21 protein-coding genes and 1 pseudogene are annotated in these 17,591 nt (G+C 35.8%); 10 read left to right on the forward strand and 12 right to left on the reverse strand.

Annotated features, from left to right (window positions below):
* Positions 1-92: 92 nt before the first annotated feature.
* Positions 93-959, reverse strand: a complete 867-nt coding sequence (speB, locus tag QZN27_RS04100) for an agmatinase (RefSeq protein WP_296784071.1) — start codon at positions 957-959, stop codon at positions 93-95.
* 38 nt (positions 960-997) lie between these two features.
* Positions 998-1,393 carry a translation initiation factor IF-5A gene (locus QZN27_RS04105; RefSeq protein WP_292604345.1) on the reverse strand — a complete coding sequence of 132 codons (396 nt, stop codon included), beginning with the start codon at positions 1,391-1,393 and terminating at the stop codon, positions 998-1,000.
* Between the two features lie 202 nt (positions 1,394-1,595).
* Between QZN27_RS04105 and QZN27_RS04110 the strand changes: the two genes are divergently transcribed.
* The 8 genes from QZN27_RS04110 to QZN27_RS04145 all read left to right on the forward strand — a co-directional run bounded on the left by QZN27_RS04110 (position 1,596) and on the right by QZN27_RS04145 (position 9,329).
* Positions 1,596-2,057, forward strand: coding sequence for a pyruvoyl-dependent arginine decarboxylase (locus QZN27_RS04110; RefSeq protein WP_296784073.1), 462 nt, complete (start codon positions 1,596-1,598; stop codon positions 2,055-2,057).
* Between the two features lie 4 nt (positions 2,058-2,061).
* Positions 2,062-3,906 carry a bifunctional NADP phosphatase/NAD kinase gene (locus tag QZN27_RS04115; protein WP_296784075.1) on the forward strand — a complete coding sequence of 615 codons (1,845 nt, stop codon included), beginning with the start codon at positions 2,062-2,064 and terminating at the stop codon, positions 3,904-3,906.
* An 8-nt stretch (positions 3,907-3,914) separates the two neighbouring features.
* Positions 3,915-5,333, forward strand: coding sequence for a coenzyme F430 synthase (gene cfbE, locus QZN27_RS04120; protein WP_296784077.1), 1,419 nt, complete (start codon positions 3,915-3,917; stop codon positions 5,331-5,333).
* Positions 5,334-5,444: 111 nt separating this feature from the next.
* The gene (gene hemC / locus QZN27_RS04125) at positions 5,445-6,314 is read left to right on the forward strand and encodes a hydroxymethylbilane synthase (RefSeq protein ID WP_296784080.1); all 870 of its coding nucleotides are present in this window, start codon (positions 5,445-5,447) and stop codon (positions 6,312-6,314) included.
* A 14-nt stretch (positions 6,315-6,328) separates the two neighbouring features.
* Positions 6,329-7,285, forward strand: a complete 957-nt coding sequence (locus QZN27_RS04130) for a Gfo/Idh/MocA family protein (RefSeq protein ID WP_296784083.1) — start codon at positions 6,329-6,331, stop codon at positions 7,283-7,285.
* Between the two features lie 8 nt (positions 7,286-7,293).
* Positions 7,294-7,905 (forward strand): orotate phosphoribosyltransferase-like protein, encoded by a 612-nt coding sequence (locus QZN27_RS04135; protein ID WP_296784085.1) that lies wholly within the window; start codon positions 7,294-7,296, stop codon positions 7,903-7,905.
* 96 nt (positions 7,906-8,001) lie between these two features.
* Positions 8,002-8,388: an HIRAN domain-containing protein gene (locus QZN27_RS04140; protein ID WP_296784088.1), complete on the forward strand. Its 387-nt coding sequence runs from the start codon at positions 8,002-8,004 to the stop codon at positions 8,386-8,388.
* A gap of 11 nt (positions 8,389-8,399) precedes the next feature.
* Positions 8,400-9,329: an ARPP-1 family domain-containing protein gene (locus QZN27_RS04145; protein WP_296784090.1), complete on the forward strand. Its 930-nt coding sequence runs from the start codon at positions 8,400-8,402 to the stop codon at positions 9,327-9,329.
* On the opposite strand, the gene QZN27_RS04150 is transcribed toward QZN27_RS04145, so the two are convergent.
* The 6 genes and pseudogenes from QZN27_RS04150 to QZN27_RS04175 all read right to left on the reverse strand — a co-directional run bounded on the left by QZN27_RS04150 (position 9,312) and on the right by QZN27_RS04175 (position 13,858).
* A complete protein-coding gene (locus QZN27_RS04150) occupies positions 9,312-10,985 on the reverse strand; it encodes an N-6 DNA methylase (protein ID WP_296784092.1) in 1,674 nt (557 codons plus the stop codon). The genes QZN27_RS04145 and QZN27_RS04150 overlap by 18 nt on opposite strands.
* Positions 10,982-11,545 (reverse strand): restriction endonuclease subunit S, encoded by a 564-nt coding sequence (locus QZN27_RS04155; RefSeq protein WP_296784095.1) that lies wholly within the window; start codon positions 11,543-11,545, stop codon positions 10,982-10,984. The genes QZN27_RS04150 and QZN27_RS04155 overlap by 4 nt, the downstream gene beginning before the upstream one ends.
* A 77-nt stretch (positions 11,546-11,622) precedes the next feature.
* Positions 11,623-11,967: a hypothetical protein gene (locus tag QZN27_RS04160; protein ID WP_296784098.1), complete on the reverse strand. Its 345-nt coding sequence runs from the start codon at positions 11,965-11,967 to the stop codon at positions 11,623-11,625.
* Between the two features lie 431 nt (positions 11,968-12,398).
* Positions 12,399-12,914, reverse strand: a pseudogene (gene mtrA, locus QZN27_RS04165) (tetrahydromethanopterin S-methyltransferase subunit A); the annotation flags it as partial.
* 60 nt (positions 12,915-12,974) lie between these two features.
* Positions 12,975-13,265, reverse strand: coding sequence for a hypothetical protein (locus QZN27_RS04170; protein ID WP_296784104.1), 291 nt, complete (start codon positions 13,263-13,265; stop codon positions 12,975-12,977).
* A gap of 74 nt (positions 13,266-13,339) precedes the next feature.
* Positions 13,340-13,858 (reverse strand): nitroreductase family protein, encoded by a 519-nt coding sequence (locus QZN27_RS04175; RefSeq protein WP_296784107.1) that lies wholly within the window; start codon positions 13,856-13,858, stop codon positions 13,340-13,342.
* Between the two features lie 484 nt (positions 13,859-14,342).
* Between QZN27_RS04175 and QZN27_RS04180 the strand changes: the two genes are divergently transcribed.
* Both QZN27_RS04180 and QZN27_RS04185 read left to right on the forward strand, forming a co-directional pair.
* Positions 14,343-14,642 carry a hypothetical protein gene (locus QZN27_RS04180; protein ID WP_296784110.1) on the forward strand — a complete coding sequence of 100 codons (300 nt, stop codon included), beginning with the start codon at positions 14,343-14,345 and terminating at the stop codon, positions 14,640-14,642.
* Positions 14,635-15,534: a lipopolysaccharide assembly protein LapB gene (locus tag QZN27_RS04185; protein ID WP_296784112.1), complete on the forward strand. Its 900-nt coding sequence runs from the start codon at positions 14,635-14,637 to the stop codon at positions 15,532-15,534. Before QZN27_RS04180 ends, QZN27_RS04185 begins: the two co-directional genes overlap by 8 nt.
* A 22-nt stretch (positions 15,535-15,556) precedes the next feature.
* Here QZN27_RS04185 and QZN27_RS04190 read toward each other — a convergent pair whose 3' ends face one another.
* From QZN27_RS04190 to QZN27_RS04205, 4 genes are all read right to left on the reverse strand, one after another.
* Entirely contained in the window at positions 15,557-15,955 is a 399-nt protein-coding gene (locus QZN27_RS04190; RefSeq protein WP_296784114.1) for a PaaI family thioesterase, read from the reverse strand.
* A 70-nt stretch (positions 15,956-16,025) separates the two neighbouring features.
* Positions 16,026-16,646 carry a cytochrome c biogenesis CcdA family protein gene (locus QZN27_RS04195; protein ID WP_296784117.1) on the reverse strand — a complete coding sequence of 207 codons (621 nt, stop codon included), beginning with the start codon at positions 16,644-16,646 and terminating at the stop codon, positions 16,026-16,028.
* The gene (locus QZN27_RS04200) at positions 16,647-17,045 is read right to left on the reverse strand and encodes a thioredoxin family protein (RefSeq protein WP_296784120.1); all 399 of its coding nucleotides are present in this window, start codon (positions 17,043-17,045) and stop codon (positions 16,647-16,649) included.
* A 75-nt stretch (positions 17,046-17,120) separates the two neighbouring features.
* On the reverse strand, positions 17,121-17,591 hold a 471-nt coding region (locus QZN27_RS04205; RefSeq protein ID WP_296784123.1), incomplete at its 5' end, for a transposase.

A 17,591-nucleotide genomic window follows, 5' to 3' on the forward strand; every position in this document is an offset into this window, starting at 1 on the left:
TTGTCCAACATATAACCATCAGAATAAATTTAATTCCTATAATATTATTTTAAAAAAAGCAGTATTAAATTTATCCTAATTTTGCATCAGAATTATTCAGCCAATGTTAAAAAATCATAAATGATTTTCGCCGCAACAACTGCAGTGCTGTCTCCTAGCCTGTCAGCAGCAGTTTCGACAACATCAAATCCTACAACATTCTTATGGGCCAAAGTTTCGATGATTGCCTCGATTTCAGAAATGAACAGTCCTCCAGGAGTAGGATTGCCAACGTTCGGAGCAATAGCCGGGTCGATAACATCCATATCTATTGAGATGTAAATAGGTCCGTCAATATTTATCAGGAAATACTCGATGGCATCCATATGCTTGTGGACATCCTTATTCTTGAATGTTTGGATATTATAGGTTGATTTTACAAATTCATTTTCATCAGCCGAAGAGGATCTGATTCCTATTTGAACCAAATCAACTCCCATTTCATGAGCCCTTCTCATTACAGTCGCATGGGAATACTTTTCACCGATAAACTCAAAGGCCAAATCCCTGTGGGCATCCAGGTGTACCACTGTCAGTTTTCCAAATCTTTTAATCAGTGCTTTGATGGCTCCGATGGATGCGGAATGCTCACCGCCTATAATTATCGGCCTGATGTTCAAGTCCAAAATTTCATTGACTGTGTCCTCAACTATCCTGCAAGTTTCCTCACAGTTGCCGGGAACAACGTTTACATCCCCGAAATCATGAAAACGAGTTGTTAAATCTTTATTAAAAACAGTATTATATTTTTCAAAACCAAATGAAGCTTCACGAACAACAATTGGTCCTAAACGTGAACCGGAGTGATAAGAAGTAGTGCTGTCAAATGGAACTCCGATAATTCCAAATGAATTTTCAGTTATTTCATCATTTTCACAAGAAAATGCAAATTTCCATGGTTCATAGGTATTTAAAAGCATAATTAATCTAAAAAAAAGGAAAAATAAAAAAAGAGAACTTATGATCCTCTAGTTCTCATAATTTTCATATTTCCCATAGCAACAATGTATTCTACTTCAATACCTTCAACGATTGCATCTTTTAAGTCTTCAGGCATTGGTAAGTCAATGGTATCATAGTTTTCCATATCCATGATTTGTACGTTGTCGCCTTGGATAGAGATTACTTGTCCTAATCTTTTGTCGATAATAGGAATATCAACTTTGTTATCTACAGGTTTTACAAGACTTCTTTTTTGATTATCGAAAACACCTACTGCTTCAATTCTTGCTTTTGCAGCTCCGTGTTTACCAGGAGATGAAGTGGTGTAACTAATGATTTTACAAGCTTCTCCTCCTAAAACAATGTATTTTCCAACTTTTAATGTTTTAATTTCTACAACTTTTGTTGACATTAATTTTCCTCCATTTTTTTAAAAACCGGTTTTTAATCTTATAATAAGGAATATTATTAGATTAATATAAATTATCTTTTCCATTTTATATAAAGTATTCGTTTAAAGATATCAAAAAAAAATATATTTCAAAAATATCAAATAAATTAAAAATTTTAAATTATTTAAATACATTAAACAACATATTAAAACTTGTGATAAAATGAAAATAGCAATAGTTTCTGGAAAAGATGAAGGGCCAACAAAATTAAATGCCTTTGATAATGCACTAAGCAATGCGGGAATTGGAGATGTAAACCTGATAAAGGTATCCAGCATGCTTGCAGGCAATGCTGAAATCCAAAAGTTGCCTAAACTAAAAGCGGGAGCAATGGTGAACTGTGTCTTATCAGAAGTCACTTCAGACAATCCGGGAGATGAAATTATTGCTGTTATTGCGGTAGCTATCGGAGAGGAATTGGGCTGTGTAGTTGAGACAACCGGAATCAACAAGAACAGCGAGGAAATAATTGATGAAGCTAAAGAAATGGTAAAATACATGATGGATAAGCGTGAAGTTGAAATAAAAGACTTGATAATCGAATATTCAACTACAAAAGTTGAAAACATTGCATCATGCATATCCTCAGTAGTTTATTTGAATGACGACATCGTGGAGGAATGAAAACATGGATGACAAAACCAGGAAAATCGCCAGAAGATTAGCAAACAAAATGATTAAGGAAGTCGGACCTGCAGTAAGGGAATACGCCGGAACAGAACTTGCAGGTGCAGAAGTGAAGACTGGTGCTGACGGAACCCCCACATCTTTCATAGACCAGATAGCAGAAGAAAAAATTGTTACCATCTTGAAAAATGCAGATGTCTACTCATACCTAGTCAGTGAAGAAATTGGAGAAGTCAAATTAGGAAAAGGAAAGAATAGAAAAGTTAACTTAATCCAAGAGCTAAAACGTACTGATTTGGATGAAGAGGAAACTCCAAAATTCATTTTTTTAATTGATCCAGTTGACGGAACAACCAATGCAACAAAAGAAATCCCTGCATATGCCATTTCCATTGCAGTTGCTGAAGTGAATCAGGGACGCGCTGCAACAATTAATGACGTCGAACTAGGATTTTTATACAATTTGGCAAACGGTAACTTTTTTGAAGCCGAAAAAGGCAAAGGATGTAGGCTGAACAATGAAAAAGTCGAACCGAGCAAAGTCATAAAAATCAATCAGATGACACTTGGAGGTTTCACAAAATCTGGAACTTCAGAAGCTTCAAAGCTTGTTGACAGTGCACGTCGTATGAGGGTTTTAGGAAGCGTAGCTTTAGAGCTTTCCTATGTTGCAAGCGGAAAATATGATGCATTTCTTGATTTGAGAGGAAGTAGGATTATTGATATTGCAGCCGGAAAACTGATAGTTGAGGAAGCCGGAGGAATCATAACCGACAAATACGGTCAAAAACTCAATAACGTATTGAGCATTTATGAAAAGGCAATCGTTGTTGCTGCAAACAATGAAATAATGCACAAGCAAATGATTGACATACTGAATGATAATCAAGCGGACATAATCGGCAAAATCGGAATCATATCAAGAATCGATCAGACCCCACCAATCGTATTTGCCGCAAAAATAATTGATTACCTGCTTACAAATGGTCGTGAAGTAATTATAGAAAATCAACTGGTGCATGAACTGGTTAAATTAAAGGAAAATCCTGACTTGAATAAAATAATTCTGGAAAGCAAAGAGAAATATCCTGAAATCGCACCGATGCTGGATGACATCAACTTCAACATTGACTACGAAAAGATATCAATGAACCTATATGATTTTGACTGTGACATGGCCCTGATTTTGGGAGGTGACGGAACACTTCTAAGGGCACACAATAAAATGCAAAATAACATTCCATTATTTGGAATCAACATGGGTACAGTTGGATTCTTAACAGAAATCGAAGTCAAACATACCTTTGAAGCATTGGAAGAAATCATGAAGGGAGAATACTATAAAGAAAAAAGAACACGACTTATTGTATCCCACGAAAATCACAACTTCAAGGCCATGAACGAAGTTGTGGTGATGACAGACAAGCCTGCAAAAATGCTCCATTTCCAGATATTGGTCGATGGAGAAATCATTGAAGAGGTGAGAGCCGACGGACTAATCATTTCAACACCAAGCGGTTCAACAGCATATTCAATGTCTGCCGGAGGACCTATTGTGGATCCGAAAGTTGCAGGATTCATCATAAATCCTATTTGCCCATACAAACTGGGAGCCAGACCGTTTGTCGTGTCCGACAACAGTGAAATCACTGTCAAATTACTTAAAAAAGGTAAAAATGCAGTATTCGTTATGGACGGCCAAATCAATGAAGAGGCAAAATATGAGGAAGAAATCAAATTTAAGAAATCCCCTAAAGATGCTCTTTTCATTAGAACTTCAACCAAATACTTCTATGAAAAAGTTAAAGATAAATTAAACGAAGGCGGAATCAAAAAATCCTCCTAGGTGCGACAATGAACAATCTGGTAATTGATTTGACACATGGCGGAGTAAAAATAGCCATCAGTTTAGCCAAAAAGGATAAAAATGTTCTTGCTTATGATTTGTACAATACGCTGAAAGGCATCGATGCCAAAATGCTTGAGGTATATGGCGTTGAATTAATCCAGCTGGAAGAATTGAGTGATTTTAAAGGAGATATGAATATAATCTATCCCATACACATGCCTTTAAGCTTTGATGAAATAGAATCATTCAATCCGAACCTTAACTACACTTTCCAAAGCCATCATGAAATCATTTGTGAAATCCTTAAGGACTGGGGAGAGGATATCCCAAAAGTTGAAATAACCGGAGTTAAGGGAAAAACAACTTCCGCTTTTATGCTTAAGGAAATCCTTATTGACGAAAACCCATTGATATTGTCCAGCCTTGGAGCGCTGCTATATGAAAATAAAAAGGAGATTATCCTAAAAAAAGATATTTCAATTGCCCCTGCAAACATCAAAGAAACAATTGATTTGGCATATAAAATAGCCAATCCCATCTGCAAAATAGCCGAGGGCACAGTTGTGAGTGAAAACCTGAGAAAATACAACTCCGCAATCTTTGAATCATCTTTGGGAGTGAGCGGAATTGGAGATGTCGGGCTTTTATTGAACATCGTTGAAAATTATCCTATTGCAAAGGGCAGAAGCACTGCCAGTGAGGCCAAAAAGCAGGTATTCCGATGCAGATGCGTATGCATTCAAAAGGAGGCTCTGGACAAATACTATCACGAGGTCAAACATGAAAAGACCAATTCATTTTCCCTGACTGACGATAAGGCAAACCTGTTCGTTAGCGATGTCGAATACGGCCTTGACCAGACTGTCCTGGAAATCACATATAATGAGGTAAAAACAATAAATGACAATGTCATTTCCGGTGAAATGCAAGTGAAAACATTTGCTCCGGGACCACACCACGTAAGCAATGTTTTGGGAGTGGTATTGACCTGCCTCAGCCTAGAAATCGATTCGGAAAAAATAATGGAAGGCCTTAAAAATTACAAGGGCATACCGGGCAGAACCACAAAAAGAACAATCGTAAATTCCACCATTATTGAAGAGATCAATCCTGGATTGAATACTGAGGCCATAAAGGAATCCGTCAACATGATTCAGGACCTGAAGGATTATTATATCTCAATTGGAGGAGACTACGGAATTACCTGTGAAGAGATTGATGAAGAAAAACTGTCTGATTTTTTAAACACACTAAACACCGATATAATTCTGACCGGTGAATTGGGATTGTCAATTGAGCCAAAATTAACTAAAAAAACTCAATACTTCAAAGACTATTGCGACGTTTATGATTTAGCTATAAAAAATAATAAAAACCTTCTTTTCATTTATAGGTCAGATTACCGCAAACTTTCACAAAGATAAATTTTTCAAAAAATTGAAACATTTAATATAGATTAATTCTAAAAATTAATAATGTAACAAAATCTTATAAGGTTGTACTTATAAAAGAAAACATTCAAATGGAGATAATTAATGATTGTAGGAACACGCGGTAGTCAATTGGCTTTAGCACAAACAAATCAAGTATGTGCCGATTTATCTAAAATAACCGGAGAATCTATTGATGTTGAAATTATTAAAACAAAAGGAGATAAAATTACTACCTCCCAATTATACAACATGGATTCAAAGGGACTCTTTACCAAGGAATTAGATATTGCCCTTCTGGAGGAAGAAGTCGATTTTACCGTGCACAGCTTCAAAGATTTACCAACCGAACTAGATGAGGATTTGGAAATCGTAGCGGTTCCAAAACGTGAATCTCCAAATGAAGTGCTGATCTCTAAAAAAGACTGGAATGACTTGGGTCCCGGTTCAAAACTTGGAACAAGCAGTCTTAGAAGAGAAGCCTTTTGTAATCATTATAATAAAGAATTTGAACTCAAACCTATCAGGGGAAATATTGAAACCAGAATTCAAAAAGCTCTGGAAAGCGACCTGGATGCCACCATAATGGCACAGGCAGGTTTAAAGAGGTTAAATCTAACCCAATACATCAAAAATGTATTTCCACTAGATTATATTACTCCACCTGCAGGTCAGGGCGCATTGGCAATAATTACCCGTAAGGATAGTGAAATAAAAGAGAAAATATCCAAATTGAATGATTACATTTCAATGCAAGAAGTATTTGCAGAAAAGAAAGTGCTGGAAGAACTTGGCGTCGGCTGCCAATGGCCAATCGGTTCAATAGCACAAATGAATAACGATAAATTTAATATTTACTCAATATTATTGACTAAAGAAGGAGAAATCCTTAAAGAGCAAAGTGAAAAAGGATCCATCAAGGATGCAGTTGAACTTGGCAGACGCATCGGAAAAATTTTCACAGATTATGTTTAAACGGAGGAATTAAATTGAAAACTATTAACGTAGGAGTTGTCGGAGTAGGAGCGATGGGTGAAAACCATGTTCGTGTCTACCACAAAATGGAAGAAGCAAATTTACTCGCTGTAAGCGATGTGAGCGAAAGAGCACTTAAAAAAATTGAAAAGAAATATGGTGCCAAAGGTTTTACAGACTATAGTGAACTATTAGAAAATCCTGAGATTGAAGCTGTAAGCGTATGTGTGCCAACCACATTCCACCATGCAGTGGTAATGGAAGCTATCAAGAATGGAAAACATGTTCTTGTAGAAAAACCTATTGCATTTACAGTTGAAGAGGCCGAAGAAATGATTGCAGCAGCTAAGGAAGCTGGAGTACTGCTTGCAACAGGACATGTTGAAAGATTCAACCCTGCTGTTCAAAAAGCTAAGGAACTTATTGACGATGGAGTCATTGGTGATGTCGTATCTGCATTTGCAAAAAGAGTAGGACCACTTCCACCAAGAATCAAGGACGTTGGTGTTTCAATAGATTTAGCTATTCACGATTTAGACATTATGAATTATTTATTTGAAGAGGAAGTTACCCAGGTTTACGGTTCAATGAACTGCAGTTTTGACGACAGCGAATTTGAAGACCATGCAGAGATAATGGTTAACTTTGACAACGAATCAACTGGAATCATTGAAGTGAACTGGCTTACACCATATAAGCGTAGAGAGTTAGAGCTTACAGGTACCGCAGGAATCATATCTGTAGACTACATCAAACAAAGTATTGAAGTATATGGTAAATTTGCGCAAGACATTCAAATCAAGCATGAAGAACCTCTCAAAAGCGAATTAAATTCATTCTTAAAAGCAGTGATGAACAATGAAGAGCCAGAAATCACTGGTGAAGATGGACTCAAAGCTCTTAAAATGGTTATTGCTGCGAACAGATCCTCCAAAGAACATAAACCAATTAGTTTTGAACAACTCGAATAGGTGATAATGTGAAAGAAAAATTAATTCAAAAAGCTCAAGAACTAAGGCAACACGGATTTACAACCGGTGAGATAGCTGATGAACTTAATGTTAGTATGGATACCGCCAGATGGTTAACTCTCCAAAAAACAGAAGAGGTAAAAGCTGAAGCACCAGTTGACTTTGCTATCAATTGGAAAAGCATTGGTGGAAATTCCACCCGTTTAAGTTACGTTTCAGGCGCTTTAAGTGATATGGCATTATCACATGGAGATGTTGACACAGTTGTCGGTATTGCAGTCAGCGGAATTCCATTTGCGACCGTAATGGCAGACCTGATTGAAGACATGACCGGTGAAGATACTTCATTGGCAATTTTCCACCCTCACAAACACAGAAAGGATGCCGATGAAAGTGATGACGAAGGTACAATGAGTACCAACTTCGCAAGTGTCGAAGGCAAGAAAGTTGTTATAGTTGACGATGTAATCACAAGTGGAACAACCGCAAAAGAGGTAATCCATACCGTTAAAGACCTTGGAGGAGAACCTACTTGTGTTACCGTACTAATCGATAAGGCAGGGCTTTCAGAAATTGAAGGCATACCTGTTGAATCATTAATCAAAGTTAGTAGATTATAATCTACTACCATTTTTCTTATTTTTTTGACCACCAAAGACCATTGACAAAAACCTTATCAAAGAGATTGACACAATTTAAATACAAGAGGTGAAAATGTGTATATAACAATCATTGCATTTAACAAATTTCATGGCTCAAAACCCCTGAGATTGGATGGAATAGTCAAACTAGTTAAGGAACCGGACAACAAATATGATGCAGAGGCAATAGCCTGCGAAATGAGATATTTTGGGAAAATAGGATATCTTGCAAACAGCGTCAATTCAGTTATAAAAGGATGCATGAGTTCAGGAAGGGTTTATGACAAAATTGAAGACGAATATTTCGCCCGAATCAAATTCATAACTGACCACAACGCAATAGCAAAAGTATTGACATCTGACGAATTCATAGAAGAAATTGAAAATCCTGAAAGTGACGTTCATTATTTAAGCGAAAACCCTGCAGAATTGGATATCGAATACATTAAAAAACACTACTGAAGATGATGAAAATGATGGCAATTGAAAATGATATTGAACTCTTAAATCCGCAGGTACATGAAAACCTTGCAGTAATTCCATTAAAAACTGAAAAATCATACATTGACCTGTTGACCCTTAAAAAAGGCCTTGAATTGGGACTTGTCGAAGTCAAGGAATGTGAAACATCCACAGTGAATACGGTAATTGTTAAAAACAATTCAGTTGTTCCCCTAATCCTGATTGATGGTGAAGAGATTGTTGGAGGAGACCAGAACCGTCTCGTCAATTCCACCATCCTGGTCAATGCGAAAAGCCATATGAAAATACCTGTAAGCTGCACTGAAAAGGGAAGATGGGCATATAAAAGTGAATTCAAGCAATCAAAGTATATTGCAAACTATAACACAAGACGGGCAAAGGAATATGCCTCAAGAAACTCAGGCTCATTTCAGAATGTCATCTGGTCATCCATCAATAGCCTGGAGGTTGAAAACGATTTTGCCTCCCCTACCTGCGCAATGGAAGAGAGCTATGAACACCTGAAAATAGATCACAACAAGATAATAAAAGAGTTCCATGTTGAACCTGGGCAGAATGGTGTTCTCATCATTGTAAATGGAGAAATCAAAGGCTTTGAATTATTCTTAAACCCTGAAATTTACAAGGAATTTCATGAAAAGATATTGAAAAGCTATCTGATTGACTCAAAAGTTGAAAATGAAACATTTACAATAAATGTTGATGCCGCAAAAGGAGTTATCCAAAACGCACTGAATTCAGCATTTGAAAAAAGAGACAACATCGGCCTTGAGGAAGCCTTTGAATTTGAAAATGATGATGGTCTTGGAACGTTATACTCATATAAAGATAAAATTGTCCATTTATCTTACTTTACAAAGTTAAAAATTAAGTTTGAGGATGAGATTAATGACGATATCAGTTTAAAATCTGATATCTAATTCATCCATCATTTTTTCTATTTTAACATTCAAACTTTTTATATTTGATTCGATTTCCTGTTTTTCAACTGCCACTTCATCAAGTGAAATGAATTCGCCTTCAAAGGTATCCACATAACGGGAAACAGACAAATTGAAAGCATTGCATTTTATTTCATCAAGGGAAACCAGATTGGAAAATTTTGGAATTGTCAGTTTGTTCAGATACACATTTTCCATTTTGGCCATTGTCTTATTATCCAAAACAATATTTTTTCTAAACAGTCCTGGATATGCCCTGCCGCTTCTTTGAGTTTCATAATCTGCAGCCATGTCAATGAAGAGAATATCTTTGTTTGTCCTGTTTTTCTTAAATACAATGACCACTTCCGGCCTTGAACGGACAATTTCATTTGGAATGCGGATTATAGTGTCAATATAGTTTTTTTTGCAGGTCAAATATTTTCTAAGAGTTTCTAAGGAGTTTTTAAACAGGAAATTTTCGGAAATGCTTATTGCCATTATGCCATCCTCTTTTAGAGAGTCAACAAGATTTAGCAAAAACAGGAATTCGCTTTCCTTAAGTGATTCGTATTCGCCTACAAAATCAGTACCTAACTCATTTTCAAGATTTATCTTTTCAACAAGATTTTCCAAAGCGATATTCAATTCATTGTCCTGCTTAAATGAATCCCCATCCATTCCAAAGTTATCCAAAATCAGGCTTTCAAGTTCGCTGCGCTTATTCCTTTTTGCAATTTCCCTGCTTTGATTGATATTTGATGAATAGTAGTTCTTTATTGCAATTGGAATTTTTGATAATATGACATCAAAGGAGGCTCCATTAATGTCTATTGAATCCAATGCATCCTCATTCTTTAAGAACACATCATTGAACGGCAAATTGTTTATGAAGAATTTTACAAGAGTGTAAAAATAATTACGCTTATGGGAATCCTTACCGTAGCAATACTTCAGGCCATACCCAATGCTTTCATATAACTTCATTATAGATTCCCCATCCTTTATGAATGGATCATAGGCACTGTTAATGGTTTTTTTCTCAGACAGGACTATCCTTGATAGGATTTGATTAATGTATTCAGGATTTGAACTGATTTGCATCAAGTTGGAATCCGAAATTATATTAAATACGTCACTGAACTCAAAATCGGAATCGAATACGTCAAACTGTGAAATCAGGTTAATTATCTCACCGATATTGTGAGCTTCTTCACTTGTGAACTTGAATGTGTCTATTTCATTGTCGATTGTTGCGAACAGATAATCAAAATAATCAGAATTATGATATTCGGAACTGAATACAATGTTTTCAGGAAATATCTTTAAGAAATCCGGTAAAAAACCAGGTTTTGAGTAGTTGTTGTTAACGACTTCCTCAATGAAAGCTTCTGAACTTTTAATATAAAAACCGTTTAATTTGAGTGAATCAAAAAGCAGATGTTCCTGATATCCCTTATCCCTGTAAGCTTCATCAATGGTGAGTTCCTTATCTCTTAATTCAAACAGTAAAAAATCTCTTATGGTGTCTGAGCAGTATTTATACAGAAATGCATACATTACAATGTAGTCTGTTTCAGGAGGAAGTTTACATCCTCTTGATTGAGACATCAGCATTCTCAGAATCTTATAATTTATGGATTTACTATTCCTCATGTGCCATCACCCCATAAATCATTAAGTATGGCTTCCTTAAGGTGCCTGTCATATTCCACTTGACGCAAATCCTCAAAGATCTTATCGTTTATGGTGTTTAAAAGTTCCCCATATCTCTTTTGTGTTTTGAAATCAGGAACAATAATCTGAAGTTGTTTTATCTCTTTTAGTGATGTGTGAGGCATCTTGCCGCTGCCTCCAAGTTCATGGAGTTGCTTTTTAATGTGCGCATTGGTCAGGAGATGCGCAATGAATTCAGGATCATAACCTTCTTTAAGCCTTATTATTGCTATCCTATCACTTATCACAAGTTTTTCCTCTTTTACACAGACGACATCATACGGATAAGTCATTTTCATCAAAACGTCGTTTTTTTGTGTAAAATACCTTTCCTTAATATTGCTTTTTAGAGACATCTCTTCAAAATCAGATAGCTCCCCATCCCTTTTAATGGATCTTTGAACAATGACCTTGAAGTCATCTCCGTCTTCATCTAAGTAACGTCTATATGACAGGCCGGAAAATATTTCGGCCATGTCATTAAGTATAATCTTTTGCATGTTAATCCCTTTCAAAGAAAGTTATTTGAAGATGGTGGTTGAATGAGCATTAGTTTTGGTGGTGAGCCAAAACTAATTTATTGGTAAAGACCGGCTACGTCATCGAGTAGCGGTGTTTCATCAGGAATTTCAGAAGGGTCGACTTTTTCAGCAGAGACTCCTCCGATAACTCCTACACTTTGAATGTTATTCTTTAACACAGCTGTTGAAGTAAGACCATGGCCTTGAGGGGACAAGACAAACAAATCAAGGAATGTTTCATCTTCCCCAACAATGAATGCAGGTTCAATTGCTTCAGCAGACTTTGTTTGAACTTTGATTAAGATATGCTTAGCTTCGTTTTCTTCTTCAATACCAATCTCTTTTCTAATTGTTTCGTCTAAATCTTTAACTTTTTCGCTCCAATTAATATTTGGGTTCATATTATTACCTCGCTTATTCTTTTATAATGCACCTTAAAATACAATGGTGTGATTTTTTAGTAACAGTCAATGCATTTTTTGAAAAGTTATGCACTTTTCAATAATACATTGATTTTTATAGTATATAAACTTAACTATTTTAATTATGTTTTTCAAAAAATTACAGTTGTTAAGCTGTAAAATATTATTTATTTTAGGACATATATAAAGTTTTTTGTATTTTTTAAAAAAATGCAAAAAAGTGCAAAATCGCATATGTGCATTCGCAAAAAAAATTCAAAAAAGAACATTATAAAAATAGTGAAAAAAATAGACAATAGTCTATTAATGAAAAAAAAGCTTAAATATATATTAAAATAAAAAAAATAGATATTCTGAGACAGTTATGCCTCAGATTTTTCCTTTTTGCCTTTTTTGTCAACGATGACCATTTTTTCTTCTTCTTCGTCAACTTCCATGACAATAGGATCAGCTTCAAGTGCACCAGGGTCCTTTTCAACACATTCATTGATTTTAGATTGGATTGTTCCAATGTCTTCAGTATCAATCAAATCAACAATTTCCAACTGTTGCTGGAACCTTTCAATACCTTCAAGAGGAACATTTTCAACGAAAGGAATAGCTCCTGTAGCACCAATAATTTTCTTTTTGTCAGGGTCTGCACCGCTCTCATATAATGCCATAATACTTTGACCGGTAATGTGGCCTTGCACTTCAGCACCAGCCAAAATCAGGAATCTGATATTCGGATTTGAGATAATATTTGCTACAACCTTTTCAATACCTAAATTTTCTGTTTTACATGGACCTGCAATAGCTGCTCCTGACAATTCAGCTTCAATGTGGGAAGCAAGAGTAGTTACTGCAACTGGACTTTCCGGATCTCCTACAATATAGTCGCCACTAATTACTGGCCAACCATCTGCAGGAGCTTTTTTATCAACCATATTTGATTCCTCCTATAGTATAATTGTGATTATATTTAAAAGAATATATAAATATTTTCATCAGTAATAGAGTTCGGAAGGTTTTCCAATATATTCAAAATCATCCTTGTTATCCAGGTACTTGACGCCAATGACCTTGCCGTCTGGAAATTTTGTGACAACGCTCATGCCATCATTCACATCAATGACTATCAGTTTGGTGTTTTTCTCACCAACAGCCTCAATTTTGATTATTTCATCATTTTCCAAAAGAGTTGCATCTTCAAAATCATTGCTGATGTCTGTTGAGTACCAATGCTGAGGCAATTTGACTCTGATATCTAAATAATCCAATAAATCTTTAACATGCATTTTTAATCCCTCTAATTAAATGTTAATTTGAAACATTAATAAAGATTTTGTAACTTGTCAAGGGTGTAAAGTAGCTAAACCAGGAAATGAACCTTGTTTTTATCGATGTCTGCAAGCTCATGTGCAGGGGGAATGTCATCGGAATGTCCCAATGCCATGATGCCCACTATCCTATAGTGGTCATCGATTTTCAGAATGTCCCTGACAAGTTCCTCTGAATCTTTTCCATCCCTGGACCTCAAATGAATCTGAACCCAGCAGCTTCCAAGGCCAAGCTCTGTAGCCATCAGGTGCATATATGTAAGGGCAATGGATGAGTCTTCAATCCAGGTATCGGCAATCATGGTATCTGCAACCACGACAATTGCCTTATCGGCGCCTTTGATTAAATCTGCACCATGATCTTTAGAATTTGCCAAATCAATCAAGGTCTCCTTCCTCTCAACCACCATGAAATTGCATGGCTTTCGGTTCATGCTGGTCGGTGCAAGAAGAGCTGCATGGAGAATCTTGTCCAGTTCATCCCTTGTTACCGGTTCGTCATTGAATTTCCGTGTACTTCTTCTCTTAAGCATTACATCTATAAGTTCCATAGTAATGTTTTTAGAAAACTAGATAATTATATGTTATGATGTAGATACCAGAAATAATATTTTTGAAAAAATAGGAGAACAGTGCAAAAATTGAATGTTAACTGAATTAAAATATAGTGTGCATGCAATACCTTTAGTTTAATTGATTGAAATTTAAATTAAAATGGCAGAAAAAATTTTTCGAAAATCATGTCATTAATGTTGCGACTAACAACAATCAGACTTTCATAAAAAAATTCGAAGTTACGGCAGTGCAACTCCGAATTTGCTATTTTTCACGACTTGTTAATCAGTCACTTTATAGTTATTGATTTCATCATTAATAAAACAAATGGTTTTTGAAATCAAAAAACCATACCAAAAATAATAATAATTTTAATTTAAAACCATTATAAGCATATTACAATATTGCAATAAGACAATACATAGATTTAAAAGCAAATAAGAAAATAACAAGTAATTACAAAAAGTATTGGTGAAAAATATGCAAGATAAAAGCAATATTGATTTCGAAAATATAGTACGCATGAATGAAATCGCACAGGTTTATGAAATGACAAAACAAAACAAAAAGGCTGAAAATTATCACAGAAACATCATAAAACTCTGTGACAGACATCCGAAAAATGAAAGGATGCTTCAATACAAAATACACTCCCTTAACCAACTAAACAAGCCCTATAAATCACTTGAAACAACAAATGAACTATTAAATCTAAATCCAAATAACCTCATAGCATTAGTCAACATCCTAAAATACCTAAAGGAGGCACAATATGTTTAGAGGCAATTCCCTGGACAAGACTATTGAAAAGGCTGAAAAATACTTCAAAAAGGGAGATTTGTATAAAGCACGAAACATGTATCTGAAAGCCCTTGCACAAGATCCCAAAAACATTGGCGTCCTGAATAACCTTGCATTTATATACCATGTCCTTGGAGACGATGCGACATCAAAAGGATACAACGAGATACTTCTAAAGGAATGCGATGAGCTTCTAAAACGTGAAACAGTAAAGGAAATTCTTATATTGAAGATACCTGCATTGGTCTTCCTAGAAAAGACAGATGAAGTGATGGAAGTCCTCGAAGAAATACTGAAAATCGATTCAAAAGACGTGAACGCACTTTTTCAAAAATCCTATTATCTTGAAAAAAACAAACGGCACCGGGAAGCGCTGGACTGCATTGAAGAGATACTGAAAAAGCATCCCTACCATATCGGATCGCTTCTTTCAAAAGGCAGAAACCTGGTTGAATTGAATGAATTTGAAGAAGCCGAGAAATGCTACAATCTGGTTTTTGAAATCGACCCTAAAAACAAGGCGGCAATTAATCTGAAATCACAATTGATTAAAAAGAAATACAAGGTGACACTCACATCCCATGACATGATGCTGAAGGCTGTCGAAAGCTTTGAAATGGAAAACTTCAAAGCTTCAAGGGATTATTTTAAAAAGGCACTGGACATGAACCCCGAATATGATGAAATCTGGTTTGCCCAGGGCGAACTGTTTATCAGGACAGGATATATAGGCGATGCTATAGAATCATTTAAAAAAGCGTTTGAGATAAATCCTGCCAGTGGAGGAATTGTAAAACACAAGGAGTTTTTCAAGCTCCTTGACCGCATGAAAAAAATCAATACGTTTCTTGGATTTGAAGAAAAAGAATAATATGAGTTTCGGGGAAACTCACTTAAAGTTTAAAACCAGTTCCAACAAACTGGGCAACATCACGTCCGAGGTCATCGGACACATTGACTATTACGATTGAAGATGTGCGTCCGCTTTTACGGCATGTTGCCTCTGCAATCAGTTTTTCGCCTTTTGGAGCAGACAGATAATTGATGCTTACCTGCTGAGCAACGGTCAGCTGGTGTATCTGATTTGACAGGACTGCAAATGCAAAATCGGCCAATGTGAATATTACACCACCCATTACCCCGCCATAAGCATTCTTATGGTCGTCAGTTATCTTTAAGCTGCAAATTGCCTTGTCTTCTGTCAACTCATCCAATGTTATGCCTGCATTTACTGCAAATTTGTCTTTATAAAAGAATTCCCTTGCGCTTTCTACTGTATCATAATTAGCCATAATTACACCAAGATAACTATTTATAATTCATCATTATTAATTTTTTTACAAAATATTAACCGACAATCCCCTAAATCATCACCTTGAATGACTCCCAAAACAGATAGATTGCTCCGATAATTATTAAAACAGCAAATATTTTTGGAATATGCTTTGTTTTTCCAATCAGCTTTTCAAGATTTACCTTTGAAATCAGAAGGCTTAAAACGAATAATGTCAATCCAAAGCCTAAACAGTATAACAGTATATTGAAAACCGCATACATCCCATTGCTGGAAGACACTAAAAGAGTTATGAGAGAAATCAGATATGCGCTGTAGCACGGAGCCCATGATATTGATGTTATGAATCCCAAAACAAATGAACCGACAATCCCATCACTCGCTTTCGGCAATTTAACGCTGAAACTAAATGAATAGTCAACAAGCATCAGAATTCCGATTAAAAGAAGAAGCACCGCCGACAAAATCCTTATATAGAAAATGTATGAGTAAACAATGTATGTGAAAAATCCTGTCAGAAGTATTATAACCAGAAAAACGCTCAACAATCCCACGGTAAATGATACTATTTCCCTTTTTGACTTTGTTTTCAGGCTGAAAGCTACGAATATGGGTATTACCGGCAGTATGCAAGGAGACAATATCGAGATTACTCCTGTAAAAAAGGAAATCAAAGGAAATATTTCCATTTATATCTCCTTAAGCTCCTTTAAAAATTCATCAGCCTCAACATATCCATGGATTTCATGAGTAACCTTGCCGCTAGGCTCGATGAACTTGATGATAGGAGTTCCATAAACCCGGTACTTATCGGCGAATTTAGGATTTTCATTGATGTCAACGAAAAGGACTACATAATTTTCATTCAACTGCTTTTGAACATCAGAATTGCTTAAAACATTACTTTTCAGCATGTCGCAGTAAGCGCAACTGGCCTGATCAAAAAATATTGCTACAGACTTGTTTTCACTCTGTGCAGCATTCATTGCCAAATCAATGTCAGTTGTTAGGTTTAGGCCTGGAATTGTGCTGTTTTCAAAATCCGCACTATACGCTACAGGAGCCACTGCAAGCAACATTATGGCCATTAAGTTGAACCACCCCATCCTATAGATGATGGGGATTCCTGAATTTTTTTCACTTAATAATGGTTAATTTAAGTATTATTTCAGGCTATCTCCGTTGAACCAGCGGTTTAGAATATTAATTGCTGCGTTTGTGTCCCTATCAAGTATTTTTCCGCATTTTCGACATTTCCAGTTGCGTGTTTTGACTTTTAACTCTTTGTTTATGTATCCGCAGTGGTGGCATCTTCTGCTTGTGTTATGTGCTTTTACGAATTGTACACCGTCTGCTTCGGGTTTGTAGAGTTGAAATTTGTCTTTTAATCTTTTTATGAATCGCGATAGAGGAAACATCATGTTTTCCTCCCCTCCAATTAAAATCTTGATAGTAGAGTAGTTTTCTTCAAAGACTATTGTATCATACTTTTTAACTAGATTGTAGGTTAATTTTTCAATGTAGTCGTTAAGTTGGTTTGTTCTTTTGTTATACCATTTTTGTAGTCTTTTTTCTAGTTTTTTCCATCGCCTGCTCATGTTTCTGCATTTGGACATTAATCTGTTGATGTGTTT

It is taken from the genome of uncultured Methanobrevibacter sp., from assembly GCF_900316895.1.
GTDB lineage: Archaea > Methanobacteriota > Methanobacteria > Methanobacteriales > Methanobacteriaceae > Methanocatella.